Origin of the sequence: Chitinophaga sp. YR627 (assembly GCF_900114995.1) — a bacterium.
In the GTDB taxonomy this organism is placed as follows: Bacteria; Bacteroidota; Bacteroidia; order Chitinophagales; family Chitinophagaceae; genus Chitinophaga.
On the sequence record NZ_FOUX01000001.1, the window covers coordinates 474,941 to 498,111 of the forward strand.

Sequence of the window (23,171 nt, forward strand, 5' to 3'; positions counted from 1 at the left end):
TTGATGCCACTTTCATGGTTTGATTTTCTATTTTTGCGGACACATGAACGGAATTACATTTATATCAAACTTTGTAGCTAACCCTGAGGCCTTGTTTATTTCACTGAGAGATAATGTTTTATGGGACGAAAGGATGACTGCCCGCAAAACCGCAAGTTTTGGCGTCGCCTACAATTATTCGCAGATGAGCTACCCTTTTCAGGCCTTTATCCCCGAATTGCAGGAGATCATCATCGCTATCAGTCATACCCTCGGATTTACACCTAATAATTGCCTGATCAACTACTATCCGGATGGGAAGTCTAAAATGGGCTATCATGCCGATCAGACAGACATACTTGAAGATGGAACAGGTATCGCGATCGTTTCTGTTGGTGAAACAAGAACGCTGCGTTTTAAAAATATACAGGACCCTGCCGAACTGGTTGATTTTCCGTTAAATGCAGGTTCCCTGATCTACATGACGCAGGCTGTACAGGATGAATGGCTGCATGCTATTCCTGCAGCGGATACCGGCCATGGGAGAATGAGTCTGACTTTCAGATCTATTAAATAATTATTACCTTTCAATATAACCATGTTTATGAAGAAGTTAATCTACCTTTTTGCACTTTCACTGACTGTTTGTACCACGCTGCGTGCACAGAAATACCAGGATGATGTGAATACTATTCTGAAGTATGACAAGATGTATGCTCCTCCAGCTAATCCTATTCTTTTTATCGGTAGTTCCTCTATCCGTAAGTGGGAGGATCTGGAGCGGACATTTGCCGGTTATGTTGCTATGAACAGGGGTGTAGGAGGTGCTGTTACCAACGATATCATTTACTACGCCAATGATATTATCTTTCCCTATCATCCACGTGAGATTGTAATATATGTAGGAGAGAATGACCTGGTCGAAAAAGGTATTACTGCGGATAGTATTTTCAACAGATTCAAAAACCTTTATAGTACCATCAGAACGAAATTGCCGGACGTGCCTGTCGTGTATATTTCAATCAAACCGAGTCCGAGCAGAGAGCAGTTCCTACCTATTGCAAAGGCAGCAAATGCATTGATAAAAGAGTACATTTCCGGGCAGTCTCATATTAGTTATGTGAATGTGTTTTCGCTGATGTTGGATAAGGAGGGAAAGCCTCGGAAAGAGCTGTTTGTAGGAGATATGTTGCATATGAACGCACAGGGGTATGCGATCTGGCGGAAGGCAGTGGAGCCGTATCTGAAGAAGAAATAGGAAGCCCCTGGTATTAGGTCGCTGTTATGTCGGCGGCTTGATGGTTTCTGTGGGGTGAAGTCTTTTTCGGAGAGTATTGTTTGGGGGGAGTTGAGGAATGACGTTTGATATTAGACATCTTGCTGCGGGTTGAGATGGGACGCCGGGCTGACGCCCTTTTTCGAGGCGTGCTATTGGGCGGTGGGAGGTCGTGTGGGGCGGTGGGATGGTTGATTAAACCCCTGTCAGGCGGGGGAGGCTCTCAAAGGGCTAAGGCCCTTTGTCTCCATTTCAACCCTCCGCTGATAATGCGTACCATTTAAGTAATAGTCGCCGGATACCAATACGCTCATACCGTTGCTTGCTGATATACACCAGTATACTCCGATATGATCCGATATGTGCCAAAATGAGCCGATTGTCATCATGTAGCGATATATAGCCTCATTACAGCAATAACTACAACGGCTTATGAAGTCATTATCTCCCGAAACAATATTGAAAGTCGACGGCCTTATCACAGCGAAGGATTTCAGATGGAGACCCTGGCCTTAGGTCTTTGAAGTGCCCATCCGCCTGATAAAGGTTTCATAGATATTCCAAGGCCTAACACGACCAACTAAAGCTACATATATAGACTTCAAAGACCGTCAGCCAGAGGTCCCATCTGAAACCGCAGCGTAAGGCCCAGCCCAAAAATGATGACTACAATTGCACTCAACACCAGCCCTGTCAGATGAAAGGCATTATTCCCCAAACCTGATCCCAGGGAACCTTTTTATGTCAAATGTCATTTATTGCCTTGATGAAAGTAACTACCTTTCCATCGTCAAATTGAATCGTATCCCTGTAACAACACGTAACCCAATAAAGTGAAATATCACAGTCCCTTACCTTAAAATGAAATTATGAAAAGGATCTTACAAAACACATTCCTTGCGTTAGCCCTTATAATGGTCATCCCCTTTGTGATCACTTTAGGCTCCTCATCATCGTTAGGCGCAGCTATAGCCGTTTCCCTGATGTTCCTTTTTTGCGCAGCATTCCCTACTTTCCTGGCAGTTTTGTTATACTACTTTATAAAAAAGAAAATTGCAACTAACAAAGTATATACAGCTGTATTGGGTACATTGGTGCTGCTCTGTATCTATCACCTTGGCTTCTTATTATTAATTGTTATAACATCGCACGAGTCATGGTCTGACTTTGTATCAACAGCGATACATCTGTATACCGACGAGAATAGCATTCTGAATATCCTGGCAATTCTTCTGGCGGTTGCAATACCAGTAGCAGACCTGTTAATTGATAAAATAGCGCGGGACTTAAAGGATTATAAATAATCCCTCCTGATATGCCTGCATTTCGTTGCTGAGTAGCTCGGTGGACAATAAAGGATGGACCTTATAGCAGGAAATTTGGCTAGAAATGATCAGACGGAATGCCTGATCATTGAGTTGGTTATTCGGATTGCCTTTGTGCCGCAAGGCATACCTTTTGCATCTTTTCTCCATAAAGGTCTTCTTATGCGAATAATCTTCCTGTTGCTCCTGGGTAGCGCTGTGTCTGCGCAGAAAAAAAGCCCCGAATTGCCCCCACCACACGCGACAAAATCCTACATGAAGTATAGTAACGTAAAAGGGTGGGAGAACAATGAAAAGCCGCAGGCACCGGAAGGGTTTATGGTTAATCTGTATGCAGACGGATTACAGAATCCCAGGTGGCTATACGAATTGCCCAATGGAGATCTGCTGGTGGCAGAGTCTAACTCTCATTATAAGTTCTTTAAGAAGATAGGAGCGGCGATTGTAGGTGCGACGCGGTCGAATAGTATGAAGAAAAGTGCGGACAGGATCACCTTACTGAGGGATGCAGATCATGATGGGATACCGGAAACGAAGACTGTTTTTCTGGAAGGATTGAACCAGCCTTTTGGAATGCTGCTGGTGGGAGATCAGTTTTACGTCGCCAATACAGATGGATTAATGCGTTTCCCGTATATGAAAGATGCGACCAGTATTACGACGACAGGAGAGAAGATCGCGTCTTTTCCCGCGGGGAAAGTCAATCAGCACTGGACGCGGAATATTATTGCCAATAAAGACAAAACGAAGTTTTATGTAGCCGTGGGTTGTGGTACTGATCATGGAGAGAAGGGAATGGATAAAGAGGCATTGCGTGCGAATATTCTTGAAATGAATCCTGACGGTAGCGGTATGCGGGTGTATGCATCCGGACTGAGGAATCCTGTTGGATTGGATTGGGCGCCGGGTACCAATACGCTCTGGGTTGCGGTCAATGAGAGAGATAAGCTGGGGAATGATCTGGTACCCGATTATATTACGGGGGTAAAAGAGGGGGCTTTCTACGGATGGCCATACAGTTATTTCGGCCAGCATCCGGATCCCCGTGTTCCCGATGCTCCCGCTGGACTGATTGAAAGTGCGATAGTACCTGATTTTCCTTTAAATGCACATACCGCCTCCCTGGGATTGGCCTTTTATACTGGTAATGCCTTCCCGGAGAGGTATAAAAATGGGGCGTTTGTTACACAGCATGGTTCGTGGAACCGCAAACCTGTATCAGGTTATAAAGTGTTGTTTGTACCGTTTAAGAATGGTAAACCTGCAGGATCACAGGAAGACTTCCTGACCGGCTTTGTAAAAGACAGTGTGAAAGGTGTTGTGAGAGGCAGACCAGTAGGTATCACTGTGTCCCGGACCGGCGCAATGTTCATTACAGATGACCGGACAAACAGGATCTGGCGCATCAGTTATGCCGCTCCGAAGCCGTAATAACAATAACACCTCATTTATAAATAAGAGGGTCGCTTCAATATTGAAGCGACCCTCTTATTTATAAAATCAGCGCTGACTGTATTCCCATTCCTGATTGACTAAACATCCACTGCCGCTACTAACTGCAAAAGGCTGTATAGTACATACAACCTTTTCCTACAGACCCGCAATTAAGCGTTTAGTGACAATGTCCGAGTGCATAGTAAATAATGATAAATACCACAATGGACCCCAGACAGCCACCTCCGAATTTCTTTGCGCCCCAGAAGGCGATAATAGCTCTGAAGAATTTGTTCATACCTGATAGTTGTTTCGCAGTATAAAACAATAATCAGGCCCGGACGGTTCATTGTCCTTCGTACAATTGCAGTCGTTGCCGCAAACTGATTATCTCCAGTTGCATGTGCCGGACCCTGTCCAGCAGATGCCTGATCACATCAATACCGGCCGTATTGACTCCCATTTCGCTATACCAGCGCGTATATAGCTCCAGGTCCTGTAATTGTTCTTCTGAAATAAAACTGTTGCCTTCTACAATCGTAATGGCGATCAGTCCTTCATCAGCCAGTGAATCGATGAAATTGGATTCAATCTCATGAACGCTGCAATATTGCTGGATGGCTATCAATGCTGCTTGCATAACGGGAATTTTAATGTGATGATTGAGCCAGTTTTCTGAATAATTCTTTCTGTTCTTCCGTCAGGTTGGTGGGCAGTAAAACGGAATAGGTGATGATCAGATCTCCGAAGGCACCATCCTGTTTATACACAGGGAAGCCTTTGCCTTTCAGTCTGACCTTGGTGCCATTCTGCGTTTCCGGTTTTACTTTCAGTTTGATCTTGCCGCTCAGGGTGTCGATCGTCAGATCTCCGCCAAGCATGGCGGTGTATAGGTCTGTTTCGACATTCATGTACAGGTCATTATCGACCCTTTTGAATGCAGGATCTTCCGCTATGACGAAAGTGATGTAAAGGTCTCCGTTCGGCCCGCCATTACCACCGGGTGCACCGTGTCCTTTCAGCTTGATGACCTGTCCGTTAGCAATACCGGCAGGCACCGTGATCCTTACCTGTTTGCCATTTACGTTGAGGGTGTGCTGATGGGTGGTATACGCTTCCCGCAGTCCCACATGCAGTTCGGCATTGTAGTCCTGACCACGGAATTTACGCTGTCTGCCACCGCCTCCGCCACCCCGGTTGCCAAAGAGCGACTCAAAGAAGTCGGAGAACTGTCCCTCAGAGAAATTCCCTTCAAAACCCTGGCCGCCAAAACCTTCAAAACCCTGTCCGCCATAGGGGTTACCACCCTGTTGTCTGGACTGTTCAAACTGGTCGGCGTGCTGCCAGTGTTCTCCGTAAGCGTCATATTTCTTACGCTTCTCCGGATCACTCAGTACCTCATTCGCCTCATTTATCTGCTGAAATTTAATATTAGCCTCCTTATCATTGGGATTCATGTCAGGGTGATGTTTCCTGGCAAGTTTCCTGTATGCTTTTTTAATGTCGTCTGCGGAAGCTTTTTTATCTACTCCAAGTATCTGGTAATAATCTATAAAAGCCATATGTATCGTGTATATCCTGTGCAGCACAAAATCTTTGCCATCTCTCATTATAATTATTTATTTATATTTGGTACTTAAACCCTTATCCCTTGGACACACAACATTCTTCGACCGGCAAGGCGCCCGGTATTATTGATGTTACGCCACCTTCGGAGGCCACCATTAAAACCCAGAGCATCAGATTAATCGCTACTGGTATTATGGGACAATTTGCAACTATGTCACCGCTGGTGTCATTACGTAAGTCAGCCGACTTTTACAACTGCTATGATGTCAGGATGCACATCTACCTCCCTGATCAGTCCAGGAACCTGAAACTGAGTGAAGACATTTCTCAGGCGGGTACCATCGACATTGAAAACGGCCCAATCGAGGTAAGAGAGATTGACGTTATATACGACAATCCGGAGATCAAACCTGAGATCTACGCTTATTCTCTCTGGGATATCAGTTTCCGCTACTGCGTAGAAGGACGCGAACTGCCGGCTATCCGTGTACGTTATGTGATTGATGATCCTGAAACCACGCACGGTACCGTTACCAGTGTTGAGAAGACCTGATTTGCATGTTTAAACACCTGTCTTGTCAACTTATCATTTTATTGTTCTGCTGCGTAGGTCTGCTGAATCGAGCCACTGCGCAGAAAATTAATTTGCCGCCTGCCATCCGTCAGTTGATTACACAACAATGTAATACGTGTAGTCGGCTGCCGGCAGGGCAGGACAGCGTCGTGTCCCGTTATTTCCACCAGTGCCATGCGGCCGTGGACAGCGGGAACCTGGATGATGGGTTTAAATATGCAGCTACGATCGGTGCTATTACTGATAGTACGTCCATCACACCCCGTCTGCTGACCGTCCGGTTTTTGAAAGCCAAAATCCTGTATTTCAAGGATTTCTATAAAGAAGCCCTTTCGGAATACCTGAAACTGGCGGATGTTTCCTCGCTGGACAGTAATATACAGGCCAACATTTACCCTAATATCGCCGAAATCTACCTGGAGCAGGGCCTGTTCAACAAATCCCTGGAATACCTTAACCTCGTTAAAAAACATTATTTCCACTTTTACGAACCGCCGGTGGCCAGAAAGATCCTGAATAATACAGGCGTTTGTCTGCTGCACCTGGAACGTCTCGATGAAGCGGGAGACAACTTCGAAAGGAGTATCGCGATAGCAGCCTCCCTGAAAGATACCACCGCACTGGTGAACTCTTACCTGAACATCGCATTGCTGTACGATCAGCAATTCCGTTATCCGCAGGAGTGGAGTTACCTGCAAAGGGCCCTGGCCCTGGTGAAGAATGCCAGTGATCTCAAGATCCGCAGTAAAGTATACCTGAACCTGGCTATCGTGGAAGAGCGCAGAGGCAATCTGAAAGAAGCCCTGTTATACAGAAAGGAATACGAACAGCTGGAAGCACAGATCGCCAACAGAGATAAGATCTGGGAACTGGCCGAACAGGAGAAAAAGATCGCTATCCAGCAACAGGAGTATAAAATGCAGTTACTCCGTCAGGAGAATAAATTACGCGCCGCAGAATCCAAAAGAAGAATGTGGCAACGCAATACATTTTTTATCTTGTCCCTGTTTTTCCTGTCCTGTGCGGGGCTGATCTATTTTGCTTACCGGCATACCAACAGACAGCGACGCATTATCGCGGAACAGAAAGACAAACTGGAACTGCTGAACGAAACGAAGGACCAGCTCTTTTCTATCGTGGCGCATGACCTGCGTTCGCCGGTACATCACCTGAAGATCAACCTGTCTTATCTGAAGGATACCCTGGCACGTAACAAGATCAGGGAAGCAACCGCCCTGTCAGAGAATATTGAAAAGATATCCGATAATACATATGCCCTGCTGAACAACCTGTTATACTGGTCATTAGGACAAACAGGGCAGCTGAGCCTTCAGGCGCAACAGCACGACGCACATATGATCATCGCACAGGTGGCGTATGATTTTAATGCCGGTGCTGCACTCAAAAGGATCACCATCTCCAATGAGGTGCCGAAAGGAATGTATTTTTATGTGGATATGAACACTGCCAAGATCATTTTCCGTAATCTGATAGATAACGCGATCAAATACACGCATGCGAACGGATCGATCACTATTAGTGGTCGCATTGTTAACAATACCTGCGAGGTAACCGTACAGGATACGGGTATCGGGATGGATGAAAAGATCATCCAGGCCATTTATAAGCGGGATACAAAACGTATACAACAGGATACGGCAGGCAGTAAAAGTACGGGCCTGGGTCTGTGGCTGGTAAAGGCCATGACCGAAAAGAATGGAGGTGCCCTGCGCATCACCGGAAGCGTAGGCGCCGGTACGAGTATCGTAGTTTGCCTGCCGGTAAACGAACATTATGATTCATTTGAAAGTGCTGATTCTGGAAGATAGCCCTGACGAAGCAAACTACCTGGAGAACTTTTTACGTAAACAGGGATGCTCCGACATCCGGATCACAACAAACCTCAAAGACGCAGTTACTGCCTATGATGCGGAACTGCCAGACATTTGCCTGATTGACATTTACCTGGCCAACAAACCAGACGGGATTCTATTTGCCGAAACGATCAATGAGCACAGGGAACAAAGACGTCCCTTTATCTTTCTGACCAGTGCCGGCGATAGTACCACTTTCCGTCTCGCCAAATTCACGTCTCCGTACAATTACCTGTTAAAGCCTTACAATCCGCTTGAACTGGAATATGCCATCGAACTGGCCCTTTCCAAGTTCAAACAGGAGTCGACCGCTCCACCTGCTCAGGCCGTAGCGCCGGTTTCGGATACGCTGTTTATCAAAAAAGGGAATCTCCTACAAAGGATCGCCTTTGACGATATCAGGTACATCGAAGTGGACGGTAAGTACAGTAAGGTGGTTTGTCCGGCGGAGAAATTCGTCATCCAGCAATCCCTCAAGGACCTGCAGGCACAGTTACCTCCCGTACAGTTCTGCCGGGTGCATCGTAACTATATCGTCAACGTGAAACAGGTAACCAAGATCAATACCTTTAATAACGAGATCTTCTTCAAAGACGGGGAATCCCTGTTTTTCAGCCGCCGGTATATCGATGAATTCCTGCAGGCGTTTAAGATCTTCAAATAAAAAAGAAAGGAATGCCTGGGGTTGGGGCATTCCTTCTCATGACCATATCCATATCCTATACTTAAAGAGGATTCGAATATCCTGATTATAACCCTGCTCCGGGATAAAAATGGCATAAGATGCATACATCAGGCATAAGCGGTATTTTTTAGGGCATAAAATGAATAGCTTTGCGCTCGTTTTATAATGGATGGGTCCATTCCCGATCCCCTGTAATGCCTAACGCCGTTATGGAAGTTCCGTGTCACTGCGCGGCTACCGACGGAATAAAAGGTTAATTTTGAATCGACATTTGGCGCTAATTGATAAGGTATGGATTTGACTCTTGACTCGACTTACCAGGCTGCCACGAAGGTAGCCGACCAGATAGAAAACCATTTTTCCAAACATCTGGCTATTGCTGCTGTGAGTGGTGAGGAAGACCTTGCCACAGTCCCTCATGCGAAATTTATTGAGAAAATGCTGGATGTGGCCTTCTGGGCCAGTTTACGCAGGGAGGAAGGTGTTCCTACCCGTATATCCCTCGCTTTCCTCAATCCCTGTCAGGCGGGAAAACCCCTGAAATTTGCACAAAAACTGCCTTTTGACGTCCGGGTGCTCACTAAACTGGCCCCAGGGGTCGAGAGAGCTGGTGTACATGTAGGTGTCTGGTATGAAGGCGACAGCCTGTTTATATGGGGTACAACCCTTAAACTACCCAACTTCTGTTTCGTACTCGATGTATCCGAACCGGGACTGCTGGTGGTAAAACACCGCCGCAGCGTCGGACTGGGTAAATTTGCCAACGTTGCAGTACTGAAAGGAGATCAGGTGAAGATTGTGGATGAATCCTGTGGTTTACTGCCGGATAGCCCCGAAATAGTGACCTCCCTGTTAGGACTAACCTCCTCTGCGGTCTGGAATGACCCGGTCAACGTCCTTATACAGATCGCCGTTTCCATGCGGGCGCATAAAAGAGGCGGCATTCTCCTCGTAGTGCCTGCCGGTAGCACAAAATGGAAGGAATCAATCGTACATCCGCTGACCTACCCGCTTTCTCCCGCTTTTTCCGGGGTGTCTGACCTTGTACGTCAGGACGGCGGAAAGGTAACAGAGATCTACTGGCAGAACGCGCTGCGCCGGGAAGTGGACAACGTCACCGGACTCACCGCCGTTGATGGCGCCTCTGTGATCACTGACCGTCATGAACTGATCACTTTTGGCGCAAAGATTACTCGTGCACCCTGGTCTAAACACGGCGTGGATAAAGTAGTGATGATAGAACCTGTCATCGGAGGTACACCCGAACTGATGCATCCTTCTGCTATTGGTGGTACCCGTCACCTCTCCGCTGCACAGTTTGTAAATGATCAGCCGGAGGCAATTGCATTGGTCGCTTCTCAGGACGGCTATTTTACCGTTTTCTCCTGGTCTGAACAGGTACAGCTGGTACAGGCGCATCGTATCGATACCCTGCTGCTCTGATTAAGCATTTCCCTTTTTATAAATACTAAAGCCAGTCATCGGAAGTAAAGCGACCGTTGACTGGCTTTGTCGTGTCCGCATCAGGTCGATATTTCCTGGATAAGCCGTAGATAATCCATAGATAACCCGTATACAAGCCATTCTTATAGATACGGGTTATCTACGGGTCATCTACGAGTTATCTACGGCTTATCTATGGGTAATGTTCCTGATAAAGCCCTGATAAAGGCCTATCTGTAGTACAGAAAAACTTTACAATTGACATATTGAATGCAGGATTAGCTTTACAGGTATGAGATTGTCTCAGTGAGCCCGTTACAAAGGGCGTCCTGATACAGAAAAGCCATGGGTGACACCAGCCTTTCCGGACACAACCAGGTATTGTGTTGCTGGCTGATTAGAACCTTAGATAATTGTAAGTATGACTTAATGAGTCATAGTGAAACTTCAGTTAGTGGATATTTTCCATCGTTGCAGCAGTTGCCTGGCGGAAGGCCTGCCAGAAAGCTGATAAATCAGCCGTTGTTTTACGCGGAATGACAAGCGAGCAGACATAAGGTCCTGATAAGCAGGAAATTGACTTATATTGAATAAGATGTTTAAAATGACTGATATAGAGGTCCGGACCTTCCTTTACAAGTGATTGTATTTCCAAGACTTTCATATCTATGGTCAATCCGGTGCGGAGTATTTTCGACAAAGCTTCCTTCATGGTCCAGATCATTGTACAGGAGGCATCGTCTGATAAAGAAACAGTTTGGGTGAGGGTTAGTTCATCGGCCGTCAGCTGGCCTTTAATAACGCTTATATTCGCTTTATTGGTCTTTTCTATGTCAAGTCCTAAAGGATGTACCTCAGGGTAAGCAAGGGCAATACCGAGATTATCGCAATGCGTGATGCATACCTGCAGATTACGGGTAACGGCATATTGTACAACCGGAAACTGAAAGATCCCAGCTGTAATGGCGATCTTCTCCAGATCCTCATATACTGCGAGTGCACCGATGGCTTTTTTTGCAGCGATACGTCCTAGAAGATAGCTTTGTCTTCTTCTGTCAAATGTGAGATGATCGTAGTATACTTTCTCCTCAGTATGCAATAAGTTGATTTTAGCCGTCAGCTCCTGCAGGTCTGCACACAGCACACAAAACCCTGCCTGATGTACGCTGTTTTCCCGGTTTAACGCTATTTTTCCTCTTTGGACTAACATCTCGTATCTATCTGATTTTCAGTTTATAATAACTGATGTCTGCATTTCAGTGTCAATATTACAAGTGGATCTGTAAGGCTCGCTGAAGTGCTACATCAATGATACAACATTTTACAGGAATTATGCCGCCGTTATACGCGCAGCCCTGATATGAAATAAGACGCAATATACTATTGCATCAATGTCAAGCGAAGTCTGCATATAGCCCGTCATTCGTGTATCTTATTTGGTCTTTCAGCAAAATAGCGGTAGATTGAACATAAGTAATTAGTTGGTATACACCATTAATCGTTCGACTTTTTTTTACAGGTTCTCTCTGATGTAAACACATCCATTTTCCTTTCATTCAACAGGACTGTTTATCCCCAATGTATACGAGAATGAATGGGTGCATCCCTATTTTTATTTACCTCTTCAAATTTAATTGTAATGAAGTCTATCTTATTAATTGATGATGATGCAGATGAAATCAGTATCCTGAATGAAGCCGTGGAAATGACTGGCACCGATAGCATATGCGATTGGGCACAGGGTTTAGAAGTAGCTTACAGATTATTAAAGGGAAATCAACCTGACATGATCCTGCTGGATTATAACATGCCGGGGCGTGATGGTCTGCTCTGTCTGGAAGAATTGAAAGGCAACCAGGAGCTGCGCCATATCCCGATCGTGATGTACTCTACTTATATTGATTATGGTCTGCGCCAGGAAGCGATGCAGAAAGGCGCGTTTCGTTGTATTCAGAAGACAACGTCCGTGCATGACCTTGTAAGGGAATTACAGCAATTGCTGATACAGGTCTGATAGCCGTCCCGGGATCTCAGACCTGCACAGACCATTGTTATTTTTTATTCCTTCTGGATAATACCGCTGGTACACTGACCAGCCGTGCTTTAAAGGACACCAGCATTTCTTCCAGTACGATTCCTCTTCTTTCTTCTCCTGCTTCCTGTACTCTTTTGAGGAGGCGGGTTGAAAACGTAGCAAGTATTGCACTCATGATAAAAAAGAAGTTCCATTGGCTCTTCCATACCATCATCCATACCTGTTGATGATGCGCAAAGAAATCAGCCATTACGCCACCCAGCAGAGGAGCAGCGGCGGAACATAGTGCGATCATCATATTCTTTGCCGACAGATACACCATCGCATGGCCAGAGGGGGCAAGTTTAATTCCAAGATTATTTAACGAGAGATTAATACCTGCGTTAGCGATCCCTGTCAATATATTGATCAGTGTCAGCAAGGCAATGGTAAAATGCAGAGAAGCAGAGACTGCTGTAAAAGCCCACGCCATCATCGCTGTTACGTATAAGGGGGCGCAGATCATAATCACTGTTTTGTTGCTGTACTTGTCTGAGTAGCGTCCCCAGATCCTGACGAACAGGATACCACTTAACTGCCCAACAACTGCCATTACAGTAACCATAAATACCGACAATCCCATCGTTTTTAACATGTAGACTGTCAGGAAAGGTGTTGCAAGGTTTACCGCAAAAATCCAGCTGCCATTAAACAATAACAGGCGTTTAAAATTCGTATCCCTCAGCGGCAATGCATATTGCTGCAGAAGATTGCTTGCCTGTATGGTCGCTAATGGTTCCGGCGTGCGGACCAATAACCATAGACTGGACAACCCGGCTACGCTGCCTGCAAGGAATAATGCCGTTAATGCTGCGGTTTCGTACTCAGGAAAACGAGTTTTCACAAAGTCGATCAATAAAGAAACTGTCAGACTCAACGTTACATTCAATATTTGTGTCAGCCGTGTTCGCTGTGCATAAAAACTCCCCAGTTTTTCTCCCGGTAAGAGGTCTTTCATCCACGAATTCCAGGTGGCGCCGGCAAGAGAGCCAAACAGGTAATGAAAGAAAAGTAAGGAGATCAGCGTGTGGATGGTTGTACCCGCTGTAAATACAAATGGCATCATACCGATCACGATCAGCGGAAATCTTGCAAAGGCAGTGCAGACGACCGTAATAACGCGCCGGTTGTTATAACGTTGCGCCAGCCATATCGCGAATAGCTGAAAGATATTGGTAAGCGTAGGTAATGCTGCCAGCAATCCTATCTGAAAATTGGAAGCGCCGAGTTTTAAGGCGAGTGCAGTAAGGAACGTACCTCCAGTCAGTACGACCATTGTTTCTACTGCCAATCCATCTTTGGTAACCAGTGTCATACCTGCGTTTACCTGTTCCTCTGTTAACTTTGTAGTGGGTATAAGTTTCATTGATGCTTCTTCCCGTCATCTGCCGACGAGCCAAATTGTTGCGGTGTTTTTCTAAAGTCTGGTGCGGGATAAATAGCCGTCTTCTCGTAATTAATCCTTATGGAATAAAAATCCTGCTTATCGTTTTTTAAGACGACGCAAAATTAATTCATCATATCTGATATTTTTAATCTGCTCATATACCCAAAAAGTAGTAGGTTCCTCTATTGCCGCGGCAATGGTATTTTCTGCGTGGCAAATTATTTGTAATACTATCCGTGTAATGATCTTTATGCTGGTATCATTATAGCACTTGCTGTTGTAATCAGACATCGTAGTATACCTGTTACTTCAGGCTGGTAATAACACCAGGGATCAGGATAATAGAAATTAAAAAATATTCATATGGAAAAAGCATTCTCACGCGTAAAAAGCAGTGACGAGTATCAGGATCTGCAGGATAGTCCGCAGGATGAAAAGAAAATGCAAAGGGAGGATATAGAAATGGAATTGCCGGATGTATCCGATATTCCAGGACAGGAACATATTCATGTAGCACCATTAGGGGAACTGGCGGACACAACGATTTCTTCTGATGACGAAGAAGGGAAGGGTATTCTTGATGATGAAGAGGACGATATTAATAATGATGCAGATGTTACAGAAGATGAAAGAAATGACCTGGATATCAGTGCAAATGTGACACCTGGTGAAGAAGATGCTGAAAACCTGAGAAGGGCAGCACTGGACAATAAGGATGAGGACGGTGAACCTTTGAATGAAGGTAGTTTTGGCGACGAAACATCTGGTAAGGACCTGGATATTCCCGGCGCAGAACTGGATGATGCAAATGAGGACATTGGTGCCGAAGATGAGGAGAATAATGCCTACAGCAGAGGAGGCGTTAACAATGATAACATGACTGAAGGAACGCCTTGAGAAATCTCAATAATTAGTGAATAAAATGTGGTCATCCCGTTTATACGGGATGACTTTTTTATGATTATTTATGTTTCTTTTCCTGGTAGGATTTATCCCACTCACTGATAGCTTCATCGACAGATTTACCGCTCCCAAATATACCAGTATCCTTATCTGTACCAAGTATACAATGATATACCTCTCCATCTCTATAGACAGAGGGCATGAAGTTTTTCGCCGATTCGGGAATACCCTCCCGGCTGTAATCTACATGCAGGATTTCTTTATCAATAGATGTCTGTTTCATAATACACATTTATGAATAGTGCGACAAAGATTATTCCATGCCATGACTCAGATATGAATCTCCCTGCAGGCTTCATGAAATTTCTGTAATACAATACTGGTGAAATGCGTTCTTACGCGCAATGCTTCACCAACAGGAGCTATAATACGCTCACATTTTATGCATTGCTGGTGGTGATAGATTGCATAATGCGCAAACAGCTCATCGATGTTTTCCTCTGGTACGGGAGAGGCATAACCGGTAATAGCGATACCCCAGTCAGCAGAAAATAGGTGTAACACTTCCGCGGCCATCTGATTAGCGACCTTTTGAGATACGCAATTGATATTTCCGGCATGAACAGGATCTACCTTAAGGTGTCGTGCCTTTTGTCCGATATTATAGGTGGTAATACCGCCCTGAAAAATCTGGGTGGCGCCATCTGCGAGAGAGAAGGCTACCTGCAGCTGTCCGGCCGTTACGCTCTCAGCTACTGCAAGCGTCTCCTCTCTTCGCTGTAGAATAGCAGATATATGATTGATGATGTTTATGTCATAATCCTGATCGATCATACAACTTTTGAATTTTCTTTAGATAAAACAAGGGCTTCCAGGTCGGCATCAGCCGGACCGGTGATGACTTTACCATCGTAATTATATCTGGCACCATGACAGGGACAATCCCATGATCTTTCTGTCTGGTTCCATTTAACGTCGCAGCCCATGTGTGTACAGGTGGGGTTTAACGCATAGAACTTGCCGGCATCATCTCTATACAGAGCAACTTTTTTATCATGATAGCTGACAAGTCTTCCTTCACCTGGTGCAATGTCTCCCAGTTGTTTGAGCTCATCTGCTGAGAAAAGCCTGCCGAACATTTCCCTGACAACATCTGTATTGTGCGTCACAAAATTAGTGAAGCCAGCCACCGGTTTGATCCTGTTAGGGTCGAACAGTTTTTCCAGCATGGTATTTTCCTTTAGGATGATACGCTTCAGCAATTGTGCTGCCAACGTACCATATGTCATACCGTTACCGCCATATCCGGATGCGACATATATATGATCGTCATGTCCGGGCAGATAGCCGATATAAGGTAATCCGTCTGTTGGTTCGAAATACTGTGACGACCATTTATACGCGACCTCTTTGATCCTGAAATGTTTTCTTACGTGAGCTTCCAGTGTACGGAAACATCTGTCTGTATTTTCTTCCATGCCTGTTTTATGGTCTTCACCGCCTACAATCAGATAGGGTTGACCCTTGACGATCTGTGTACGATAATAATGGTAGGGATCGTACATGTCATAACTCAGGTCCTCCGGATAAGCATCGTCTTCCAGTGTAACAGCCATTGCATAACTTCTGTAAGGTGCACAGCGCAGGTGCAGTAAGTTAGTGCCAGGTGGAATATGTGTCGCATATACAACATCAACCGTACTGAATACGCCCGCTGTTGTCGCTACTTTCATTGTATCGTCTGCTGTCACGTTGATGACACGGCATTGTTGTAATATAGTACCGCCAGCTGCCTCAAAGGCTTTTGCAAGGCCATGTATATATTCCAACGGATTAAATTTCGCCTGTCCGGCAGCACGAACGGCTTTGGTAAAAGGAACGTTTACCGGAATCTCCTGTGTATAGTCTATTTGCAGTCCGGCGTCAGCAGACGTTTGTTTTATCTTTTCCAATTCCTTTTCCTGGTCTGCGTCCTGGGTAAACAGAAAGGCAGCAGCTTCCTGATATCCGCAATCAATATTGAACCTGTTTACATTGTTCCTTATCAGATTGAGGGCCTCTGCAGTTGCATGCGCGACATGTTTTGCATTATCTTCCCCAAAATTCTTTGCAATTACATAATAAGGGGTATCCAGCAGGGTGTTCAGGTGGGCCGTAGTACCTCCTGTAGTACCGAAACCCAGATCATTCGCTTCTACTACAAGGCATTGTTTGCCAGCTTCCTGCAGTAGTAGTCCTGTTGTAAGGCCGGTAATACCGCCTCCTATGATCACTACGTCGTACACGGTTTTTCTTTCGGCTCTGCTGGTGGTAATGTATGGTGATACATTGCCCTGCCATAAACTGGTTTGCGCACCATCTCTCTGTATCATATCTTATGGAGTTTTGTTCGCTGAGAAAGGATCAATTAGCATGCCCGACGGGCAATAACGAATGGTATGGGAACCATCGATCAGTAGTTACAACAATTGATTACTGGTGGCGCAGCATTCTGAATAGGGAGAGTACTCTAACCACATTACCGAGGCAGTATAAGTATCGAAGTGATGCAGTCTGTATAAGGAAAAGGCGTCGCGCTATTGGCGGACGCCTTTTCCTTAATTACGGATTTAATACAACCTTCACACAACCGTCTTCCTTCTTCTTAAAAATATCATACGCATTACTTGCAGCAGACAGCGGTAACTTATGAGTAATAATATCATTAAGTGTCACTTTACCTGATGCAACGAGCTCTATCAGGTTATCGATATATCTGTGCACAGGCGCCTGTCCGGATTTGATGGTAATTCCTTTATCAAAAATACGGTGTACCGGGAAGTTGTCGTACGGACTGCCATAGACGCCTACTACGGTTACTGTACCACCACGTCTTACTGCTTTGAAGCAGTTTTCCAGAACTTTGGCGGTACCTTTTTCTACGTTGATCACTGCTTTTACTTTTTCCAGGAAGCTCCTGTCTGCTTCCATGCCTACAGCATCCACACATACATCTGCGCCCCGTCCATGTGTCAGATCGTATATAGCCTGAACAGGGTCAGATTCGGAAGAGTTAATGGTTTCAACCTTGTTGGTATTTTTGGCCATATCCAGTCTGTATTGCACCGGATCAATAGCAATTACACGACCTGCTCCCTGTATCCAGGCCGCTTTCTGGGCCATGAGCCCAACCGGACCTGCACCAAAAATAGCGACTGTTTCGCCGCCTCTTAACTGTGCCCAGTCAATGGCTGACCAACCGGTAGGGAAGATGTCTGTGAGGAAGAGCGCCTGTTCGTCTGTAAGATTGTCCGGTACTACCCGCGGACCGAAGTTCGCAAATGGCACACGCGCGTATTCTGCCTGTCCGCCTGCATAAGCGCCGTAGAGATCTGTGTAACCAAACAATCCGCCGCCTTTGCCGGAAGTCATATCTCCCTGCGGACCATAATGCTCTTTGTTACTGTTCTCACAATGCACAGGTAACTGATGATCACAGAAATAACAGTGACCGCAGGCGATAGGAAAGGGTACAACTACCCGGTCGCCTCTTTTCAGTTTGGTAACGCCCGACCCGGCATCTTCTACAATACCCATGAATTCATGTCCCATCACCTGATCTTTCAGCTGTGGAAAGAACCCGTCATAAATATGCAGGTCCGAGCCACAGATGGCAGTTGAGGTCACTTTCACAATGATATCTTCCGGATATTCGATACGTGGATCTTCCACGGTGTCTACACTTATGTCTCCGATTTTGTGAAACACAGCTGCCTTCATAAGATGAATTTTTTTGTAAAGAGATGATATGAGGACGGGAATCGATAGAACAGTTAATTGTGTTGTAAAATCATGCCATGGTTATGTTCATGAAGTTTAGATACAGCTTGTGGCTGTTCTGTGAATAGCATACATCAAGTGTAGAACTCTTGGGGCAATGTGTTATTATACCTGTGATAAATAAATACCAGCTAAGTATATGACTATTTAACGGCAGCGTCCGCCCTGGAAGTGCTTCAACGAAGCCCTTTACAATGAATCACAATATGCAAAAGTAAAATCCTATAAATCAATTATTTCAGAATGGCAAGATTGGTTTGTTTATTGATCTTCCTTTCTACGAGCCCATTTTAGATCAGTAAGATTAATTGTCTGGTGAATAAGAGATACATCGGGAAGGCCTTAAGCACATTTTTGTTACCAACTGTCAATCCTATTTAATTATATATATGACGACTACACAGCAGAGGCCCAGGCTGAAAATTTTTACTTGGCACATTCACGGAAGTTATCTGTATTACCTGTCTCAGGGCAATTTCGATATCTATATTCCTGTCAACGAGCAACGCACACCTGGGTATTACGGAAAGGGGAAGACATTTCCATTTGGAGATAATGTTCATGAGATTCCGGTTAAGATGGTGAAGGACTTTGATTTCGACGTCATTCTATACCAATCTACCAAGGATTATCTGGTAGATCAGTATGATATCCTGTCTCCTTCACAACGCAGGCTGCCCAGGGTTTATCTGGAACATAATACGCCCGCAAAGAATCCTGTAACAACAAGACACGTGGTAAATGACCGTCGTATCTGTCTTGTACATGTAACCCATTACAACCGGCTTATGTGGGATAATAACCGCACGCCGGCTACTGTCATTGAGCATGGTGTGACTATGCCGGATGCACCGTATACCGGTGACCTGGCAAAGGGAATCGTTACGATCAATCACCTCCCGCAGCGCGGCAGAGGACTTGGTTGGGATATTTTTCAGCAGGTACGGAATATATTGCCGGTTGACCTGGTAGGTATGGGTAATGGAGAAGACGGTCTCGGAGAGATCCTACATCCGCAGTTACCATCATTCAGAAGCAGATACCGTTTCTATTTTCATCCGGTAAGACATACCAGTCTTGCGCTGGCTGTCTGTGAGGCAATGATGCAGGGTTTACCAGTTGTCGGACTAGCCACTACAGAGCTGGTCACCGTTATTGAGAATGGAAAGAACGGTTTTATCCATACTGATATCAATTACCTCATTAAAAAAATGAAGCTGTTGTTGAATGAACCTGAACTCGCTGCGCAAATGGGTGCAGAAGCAAAGGCGACAGCCATGAAACGCTTTAGTATCGACCGTTTTATTGCTGACTGGGAGCGGTTATTTCAAAACGTATGTAATGGGAATATGAATGAGTTGATCTACACTGACCAGCTTTTCGGTAAACAGACAGCAGATGCTGACCGGAGTACTATTGCCAGCGACATCTGATAAAATCATACAAACTTATGGGACGGAGAATTGCATTTATCAGCGAGCATGCCTCGCCACTGGCTGCTTTGGGCGGTGCTGATGCAGGAGGACAGAATGTATACGTGGGAGAGGTAGCCAGGCAATTGGCCCATAAAGGTTACCAGGTCGATATTTTTACCCGGAGGGACAATCAGGAACTGCCTAAAGTATTTACTTTCAGCGATATGATCAGGGTCATACACGTAGATGCAGGTCCGGCGAAAGATATACCTAAAGAAACACTCTTACAGTATATGCCTGCTTTTACCAGCGACATGTTGCAGTTTATGCAGGATGAGCAGCTGTCTTATGAACTGGTGCATGCCAATTTCTTTATGTCGGCATTGGTGGCAATGGATATAAAAGCAGCACTCAATATACCATTTGTCGTCACGTTTCACGCATTAGGGCATATCCGGCGCATTCATCAGGGGAATAACGATGCTTTTCCCAAAGAACGTATCAATATTGAAGAAAGGGCTGTAAAAGAAGCCAGTCTGATCATTGCCGAATGTCCGCAGGACAGGGATGATCTGATTAATTACTATCACGCAGCTGTAGATAAGATCACCATTATACCCTGCGGGGTAAATATGGAGGAGTTTTACCCGATGAATAAGTCTGTTGCACGTTCACTGCTAAAGCTCTCTCAGGATGACCGTATTCTTTTGCAGCTGGGCAGGATGGTACCAAGGAAAGGAGTAGATAATGTGATCACTGCTTTGTCCAGACTTACATTCAGAGATCTTAAAATAAAACTACTTATAGTAGGAGGAGACGCCGATACTGTTGATGAGTTGCATAGATTGCGTTCGCTGGCGGAAGAACTTAATATCAGTAAGCAGGTTGTTTTCGCCGGACAAAAGGAGCGGGAAGAGCTGAAATACTATTATGCAGCCGCTGATCTCTTTATTACTACCCCCTGGTATGAACCTTTCGGCATTACGCCATTGGAGGCGATGGCCTGTGGAACGCCAGTCATCGGCAGTAATGTAGGTGGAATCAAATTCAGCGTATCAGAAGGAAAGACAGGCGCACTCGTGCCGCCGAAAGATCCGGATGCACTGGCTGCAAAGATTAATTCACTGTTACGTTCTCCTGTAAGACTGAGAGAGATGAGTGCGAATGCTGTCCGCAGGATCAACAAATTATTTACCTGGGAACTGGTAGCCAGGGATATGCAGGCTGTGTACGAACAGATCATCGGATGTGGCAGCGTTGTCCATCAACAGAATTCCGGCAAAGGTGAAAGACTCAGTTTATGAAGAAGGCAGTATTTATAGATAAAGATGGAACACTGATCAGGAATGTGCCTTACAATGTAGATCCCGATAAAATAGCACTTGAATATAACGCCATTGAGGGCTTACAGTTGTTACAGCGGAAGGGATATTCCCTGATCGTGATCTCCAATCAGTCAGGTATTGCGCATGGCTACTTCAAAGAAGAAGACATGCAACCTGTGATCGCTACTGTGCGGGATTTGCTTGCAGCAGCAGATATCCGGCTGAACGGATTCTATTATTGTCCGCATCATCCTGCGGGGAAAGTAGCCGGATATGCGTCAGCATGTATCTGCCGTAAACCCTTGCCCGGAATGATATTACGGGCGGCAAGGGAATTGAGGATTTCTCTTGGTGAATCCTGGATGATAGGTGATATCCTGCATGATGTGGAGGCCGGAAACCGCGCAGGCTGTAAGTCGGTATTAATTAATAACGGGAATGAAACGGTATGGGAAATGAATCAACATTCCCGGCCGGAATATATCGCAAAAGACTTGCTGGAAGCAGCTAAGCTGATTGCCAGTCATTCAATAGAAAAATCAAGGATATGGAACTCATATATCAGACATTGATCAGGTCTTTTGTGCAACCGGCGGTCCTGGTATTAGGAGACCTGATGATAGATACATATCTCAGAGGTGCAAGTACCCGTCTTTCTCCGGAAGCGCCGGTACCCGTCGTGGATATCAGTTCTCATACTTCTGTATTGGGCGGTGGCGCCAATGCAGCGGTTAATCTGCGTAACCTTGGCGCAAACGTTACTTTCGTCAGCCTGACCGGAGATGATTATGCCGCCGGACTTGCAGCAGACCTCCTGGAAAAGGAGGGTATAAGAAATGAAGTGATCAGGTGTGATACCAGAAGGACGATCACTAAAACAAGGGTGATTGCCGGACAGCAACTGCTCACCCGTTATGACGAGGGGACAGAAATGCAACCGGATGAAGATTGCGAAAGGCAATTAATAGCGTTGCTTGAGCAGCAGCTGCCTTTACATGATGCTATTCTGATTGCTGATTACAATAAAGGGCTGATCACAAATGGAATTATCGATGCTCTGGAAAAGATGAACCAGGTACATAAAAAGTTCATTGCAGTGGATGCAAAACTACTGTCGCGGTATAAGCAACTGCGGCCTGACCTGGTAAAGCCTAATTATAAGGAAGCGGCCGCATTACTTGGATTACCGGAAATAAACACGTCTAAAGCCAGACAAATGGAGGAAACCGGCGCAGCGATCTTTGAAGCAACCAATGCGCGTGTCATAGCGCTTACACTGGACGAAGAAGGTGCATTGATCTTCCAGGAAGATCAGCTCCTGTGTCATACCGCTGCCCGCCCTGTCAATAGTCCTAATGTGTCTGGTGCAGGTGATACTTATATCAGTGCATTTATGCTCGCCTGCCTTTCCGGCGCTCTACCCGTCACCGCAGCTGAAGTAGCTGGTGCGGCTGCTGCAGTGGCTATCGGGAAGAGTGATACTGCGCACTGCAAACAGGGGGAGCTGATGGCTTATTTCTCAATGAAAGATAAATATGTTCGTGACTCAGACGAACTGCATGCATTGTGTAATATGTATAAGGCACAGGGGAGGAAGATCGTGTTCACAAATGGTTGTTTTGATATTCTGCATAGCGGACATGTCAGCTATCTGGAAAGAGCTGCTTCTCTGGGAGATGTATTGATCGTAGGGGTCAATACAGATGAAAGTATCAAACGGCTGAAAGGTGCGGAACGCCCGATTAACACGCTGACTGACCGCATACAGGTACTGGCGGGATTAGGCGCAATTACGCACCTTATTTCCTTTGGCAGTGAAGACAATGACACGCCGGAACCCCTGATCCGTATCATTCAGCCCGCGGTATTTGCCAAGGGAGGAGACTACAGCAGGGAATCGCTGCCTGAAGCAGCAGCAGTAGAAGAGTATGGAGGCGAAATAGTACTATTGCCACTTGTGCCGGATCGTTCTACTACCCTGATTATTAAACGCATCTATACAACGCCTGTTTTAAAATTAGCGGAAGCATAAATGAAAAATGAATGGCATTCCTGCCGCCGTATATTGTGTATACGGCCGGATAATATA

The 23,171-nt window shown here is 45.5% G+C and carries 22 protein-coding genes; 14 read left to right on the top strand and 8 right to left on the bottom strand.

The window, feature by feature from the left end; translation table 11 throughout:
* Positions 1 to 43: 43 nt before the first annotated feature.
* The 4 genes from BMZ72_RS01490 to BMZ72_RS01505 all read left to right on the top strand — a co-directional run bounded on the left by BMZ72_RS01490 (position 44) and on the right by BMZ72_RS01505 (position 4,011).
* On the top strand, positions 44 to 556 hold the full coding sequence (locus BMZ72_RS01490; RefSeq protein ID WP_089804551.1) for an alpha-ketoglutarate-dependent dioxygenase AlkB: 513 nt from the start codon (positions 44 to 46) through the stop codon (positions 554 to 556).
* 27 nt (positions 557 to 583) lie between these two features.
* The gene (locus BMZ72_RS01495; protein ID WP_089807154.1) at positions 584 to 1,237 is read left to right on the top strand and encodes a GDSL-type esterase/lipase family protein; all 654 of its coding nucleotides are present in this window, start codon (positions 584 to 586) and stop codon (positions 1,235 to 1,237) included.
* 887 nt (positions 1,238 to 2,124) lie between these two features.
* Positions 2,125 to 2,559, top strand: coding sequence for a hypothetical protein (locus BMZ72_RS01500; protein WP_089804554.1), 435 nt, complete (start codon positions 2,125 to 2,127; stop codon positions 2,557 to 2,559).
* Positions 2,560 to 2,742: 183 nt separating this feature from the next.
* Complete coding sequence (locus tag BMZ72_RS01505) at positions 2,743 to 4,011, top strand: PQQ-dependent sugar dehydrogenase (RefSeq protein ID WP_089807156.1); 1,269 nt, start codon at positions 2,743 to 2,745, stop codon at positions 4,009 to 4,011.
* Between the two features lie 349 nt (positions 4,012 to 4,360).
* Here the strand turns inward: BMZ72_RS01505 and BMZ72_RS01510 are convergent, their stop codons facing one another.
* Positions 4,361 to 4,654 carry a chaperone modulator CbpM gene (locus BMZ72_RS01510; protein WP_089804556.1) on the bottom strand — a complete coding sequence of 98 codons (294 nt, stop codon included), beginning with the start codon at positions 4,652 to 4,654 and terminating at the stop codon, positions 4,361 to 4,363.
* 10 nt (positions 4,655 to 4,664) lie between these two features.
* Complete coding sequence (locus tag BMZ72_RS01515; protein WP_089807158.1) at positions 4,665 to 5,576, bottom strand: DnaJ C-terminal domain-containing protein; 912 nt, start codon at positions 5,574 to 5,576, stop codon at positions 4,665 to 4,667.
* An 89-nt stretch (positions 5,577 to 5,665) separates the two neighbouring features.
* On the opposite strand from BMZ72_RS01515, the gene BMZ72_RS01520 reads away from it, so the two are divergent.
* The 4 genes from BMZ72_RS01520 to BMZ72_RS01535 all read left to right on the top strand — a co-directional run bounded on the left by BMZ72_RS01520 (position 5,666) and on the right by BMZ72_RS01535 (position 10,159).
* Positions 5,666 to 6,136, top strand: a complete 471-nt coding sequence (locus BMZ72_RS01520; RefSeq protein ID WP_089804558.1) for a hypothetical protein — start codon at positions 5,666 to 5,668, stop codon at positions 6,134 to 6,136.
* Positions 6,137 to 6,228: 92 nt separating this feature from the next.
* Complete coding sequence (locus BMZ72_RS01525; protein ID WP_177222651.1) at positions 6,229 to 7,986, top strand: sensor histidine kinase; 1,758 nt, start codon at positions 6,229 to 6,231, stop codon at positions 7,984 to 7,986.
* Positions 7,952 to 8,695 (top strand): LytR/AlgR family response regulator transcription factor, encoded by a 744-nt coding sequence (locus BMZ72_RS01530; RefSeq protein WP_089804562.1) that lies wholly within the window; start codon positions 7,952 to 7,954, stop codon positions 8,693 to 8,695. Before BMZ72_RS01525 ends, BMZ72_RS01530 begins: the two co-directional genes overlap by 35 nt.
* A gap of 312 nt (positions 8,696 to 9,007) precedes the next feature.
* Positions 9,008 to 10,159 (top strand): putative sensor domain DACNV-containing protein, encoded by a 1,152-nt coding sequence (locus BMZ72_RS01535; RefSeq protein WP_177222652.1) that lies wholly within the window; start codon positions 9,008 to 9,010, stop codon positions 10,157 to 10,159.
* Between the two features lie 451 nt (positions 10,160 to 10,610).
* Here BMZ72_RS01535 and BMZ72_RS01540 read toward each other — a convergent pair whose 3' ends face one another.
* Positions 10,611 to 11,369, bottom strand: a complete 759-nt coding sequence (locus BMZ72_RS01540; protein ID WP_089804564.1) for a 4'-phosphopantetheinyl transferase superfamily protein — start codon at positions 11,367 to 11,369, stop codon at positions 10,611 to 10,613.
* Positions 11,370 to 11,798: 429 nt separating this feature from the next.
* Between BMZ72_RS01540 and BMZ72_RS01545 the strand changes: the two genes are divergently transcribed.
* Complete coding sequence (locus BMZ72_RS01545) at positions 11,799 to 12,173, top strand: response regulator (protein WP_177222653.1); 375 nt, start codon at positions 11,799 to 11,801, stop codon at positions 12,171 to 12,173.
* 37 nt (positions 12,174 to 12,210) lie between these two features.
* Here the strand turns inward: BMZ72_RS01545 and BMZ72_RS01550 are convergent, their stop codons facing one another.
* Complete coding sequence (locus BMZ72_RS01550) at positions 12,211 to 13,599, bottom strand: MFS transporter (protein ID WP_089804567.1); 1,389 nt, start codon at positions 13,597 to 13,599, stop codon at positions 12,211 to 12,213.
* 384 nt (positions 13,600 to 13,983) lie between these two features.
* On the opposite strand from BMZ72_RS01550, the gene BMZ72_RS01560 reads away from it, so the two are divergent.
* Positions 13,984 to 14,517: a hypothetical protein gene (locus tag BMZ72_RS01560; protein WP_089804571.1), complete on the top strand. Its 534-nt coding sequence runs from the start codon at positions 13,984 to 13,986 to the stop codon at positions 14,515 to 14,517.
* Between the two features lie 64 nt (positions 14,518 to 14,581).
* On the opposite strand, the gene BMZ72_RS01565 is transcribed toward BMZ72_RS01560, so the two are convergent.
* The 4 genes from BMZ72_RS01565 to BMZ72_RS01580 all read right to left on the bottom strand — a co-directional run bounded on the left by BMZ72_RS01565 (position 14,582) and on the right by BMZ72_RS01580 (position 18,282).
* Complete coding sequence (locus tag BMZ72_RS01565; RefSeq protein ID WP_089804573.1) at positions 14,582 to 14,806, bottom strand: hypothetical protein; 225 nt, start codon at positions 14,804 to 14,806, stop codon at positions 14,582 to 14,584.
* A 47-nt stretch (positions 14,807 to 14,853) separates the two neighbouring features.
* Positions 14,854 to 15,357, bottom strand: a complete 504-nt coding sequence (locus tag BMZ72_RS01570; protein WP_089804574.1) for a CinA family protein — start codon at positions 15,355 to 15,357, stop codon at positions 14,854 to 14,856.
* A complete protein-coding gene (locus BMZ72_RS01575; protein WP_089804576.1) occupies positions 15,354 to 16,895 on the bottom strand; it encodes an FAD-dependent oxidoreductase in 1,542 nt (513 codons plus the stop codon). Before BMZ72_RS01575 ends, BMZ72_RS01570 begins: the two co-directional genes overlap by 4 nt.
* A gap of 229 nt (positions 16,896 to 17,124) precedes the next feature.
* Positions 17,125 to 18,282, bottom strand: a complete 1,158-nt coding sequence (locus tag BMZ72_RS01580) for a zinc-dependent alcohol dehydrogenase (RefSeq protein ID WP_089804578.1) — start codon at positions 18,280 to 18,282, stop codon at positions 17,125 to 17,127.
* A gap of 449 nt (positions 18,283 to 18,731) precedes the next feature.
* On the opposite strand from BMZ72_RS01580, the gene BMZ72_RS01585 reads away from it, so the two are divergent.
* Genes BMZ72_RS01585 through BMZ72_RS01600 form a run of 4 tightly spaced genes read left to right on the top strand, consistent with a single transcriptional unit; the run spans position 18,732 to position 23,114 of the window.
* Positions 18,732 to 19,775, top strand: a complete 1,044-nt coding sequence (locus tag BMZ72_RS01585) for a glycosyltransferase (RefSeq protein WP_089804580.1) — start codon at positions 18,732 to 18,734, stop codon at positions 19,773 to 19,775.
* A 17-nt stretch (positions 19,776 to 19,792) separates the two neighbouring features.
* Positions 19,793 to 21,061 carry a glycosyltransferase gene (locus BMZ72_RS01590; RefSeq protein WP_089804582.1) on the top strand — a complete coding sequence of 423 codons (1,269 nt, stop codon included), beginning with the start codon at positions 19,793 to 19,795 and terminating at the stop codon, positions 21,059 to 21,061.
* Complete coding sequence (locus BMZ72_RS01595) at positions 21,058 to 21,654, top strand: D-glycero-alpha-D-manno-heptose-1,7-bisphosphate 7-phosphatase (protein ID WP_089804584.1); 597 nt, start codon at positions 21,058 to 21,060, stop codon at positions 21,652 to 21,654. The genes BMZ72_RS01590 and BMZ72_RS01595 overlap by 4 nt, the downstream gene beginning before the upstream one ends.
* Positions 21,630 to 23,114 carry a PfkB family carbohydrate kinase gene (locus tag BMZ72_RS01600; RefSeq protein WP_089804586.1) on the top strand — a complete coding sequence of 495 codons (1,485 nt, stop codon included), beginning with the start codon at positions 21,630 to 21,632 and terminating at the stop codon, positions 23,112 to 23,114. Before BMZ72_RS01595 ends, BMZ72_RS01600 begins: the two co-directional genes overlap by 25 nt.
* Positions 23,115 to 23,171 lie beyond the last annotated feature (57 nt).

Coding starts and splice junctions, on each gene's coding strand:
- BMZ72_RS01490 (WP_089804551.1), top strand. CDS start 44: ATGAACGGAATTACATTTATATCAAACTTTGTAGCTAACCCTGAGGCC.
- BMZ72_RS01495 (WP_089807154.1), top strand. CDS start 584: ATGAAGAAGTTAATCTACCTTTTTGCACTTTCACTGACTGTTTGTACC.
- BMZ72_RS01500 (WP_089804554.1), top strand. CDS start 2,125: ATGAAAAGGATCTTACAAAACACATTCCTTGCGTTAGCCCTTATAATG.
- BMZ72_RS01505 (WP_089807156.1), top strand. CDS start 2,743: ATGCGAATAATCTTCCTGTTGCTCCTGGGTAGCGCTGTGTCTGCGCAG.
- BMZ72_RS01510 (WP_089804556.1), bottom strand. CDS start 4,654: ATGCAAGCAGCATTGATAGCCATCCAGCAATATTGCAGCGTTCATGAG.
- BMZ72_RS01515 (WP_089807158.1), bottom strand. CDS start 5,576: ATGGCTTTTATAGATTATTACCAGATACTTGGAGTAGATAAAAAAGCT.
- BMZ72_RS01530 (WP_089804562.1), top strand. CDS start 7,952: ATGATTCATTTGAAAGTGCTGATTCTGGAAGATAGCCCTGACGAAGCA.
- BMZ72_RS01535 (WP_177222652.1), top strand. CDS start 9,008: ATGGATTTGACTCTTGACTCGACTTACCAGGCTGCCACGAAGGTAGCC.
- BMZ72_RS01540 (WP_089804564.1), bottom strand. CDS start 11,369: ATGTTAGTCCAAAGAGGAAAAATAGCGTTAAACCGGGAAAACAGCGTA.
- BMZ72_RS01545 (WP_177222653.1), top strand. CDS start 11,799: ATGAAGTCTATCTTATTAATTGATGATGATGCAGATGAAATCAGTATC.
- BMZ72_RS01550 (WP_089804567.1), bottom strand. CDS start 13,599: ATGAAACTTATACCCACTACAAAGTTAACAGAGGAACAGGTAAACGCA.
- BMZ72_RS01560 (WP_089804571.1), top strand. CDS start 13,984: ATGGAAAAAGCATTCTCACGCGTAAAAAGCAGTGACGAGTATCAGGAT.
- BMZ72_RS01565 (WP_089804573.1), bottom strand. CDS start 14,806: ATGAAACAGACATCTATTGATAAAGAAATCCTGCATGTAGATTACAGC.
- BMZ72_RS01570 (WP_089804574.1), bottom strand. CDS start 15,357: ATGATCGATCAGGATTATGACATAAACATCATCAATCATATATCTGCT.
- BMZ72_RS01575 (WP_089804576.1), bottom strand. CDS start 16,895: ATGATACAGAGAGATGGTGCGCAAACCAGTTTATGGCAGGGCAATGTA.
- BMZ72_RS01580 (WP_089804578.1), bottom strand. CDS start 18,282: ATGAAGGCAGCTGTGTTTCACAAAATCGGAGACATAAGTGTAGACACC.
- BMZ72_RS01585 (WP_089804580.1), top strand. CDS start 18,732: ATGACGACTACACAGCAGAGGCCCAGGCTGAAAATTTTTACTTGGCAC.
- BMZ72_RS01590 (WP_089804582.1), top strand. CDS start 19,793: ATGGGACGGAGAATTGCATTTATCAGCGAGCATGCCTCGCCACTGGCT.
- BMZ72_RS01595 (WP_089804584.1), top strand. CDS start 21,058: ATGAAGAAGGCAGTATTTATAGATAAAGATGGAACACTGATCAGGAAT.
- BMZ72_RS01600 (WP_089804586.1), top strand. CDS start 21,630: ATGGAACTCATATATCAGACATTGATCAGGTCTTTTGTGCAACCGGCG.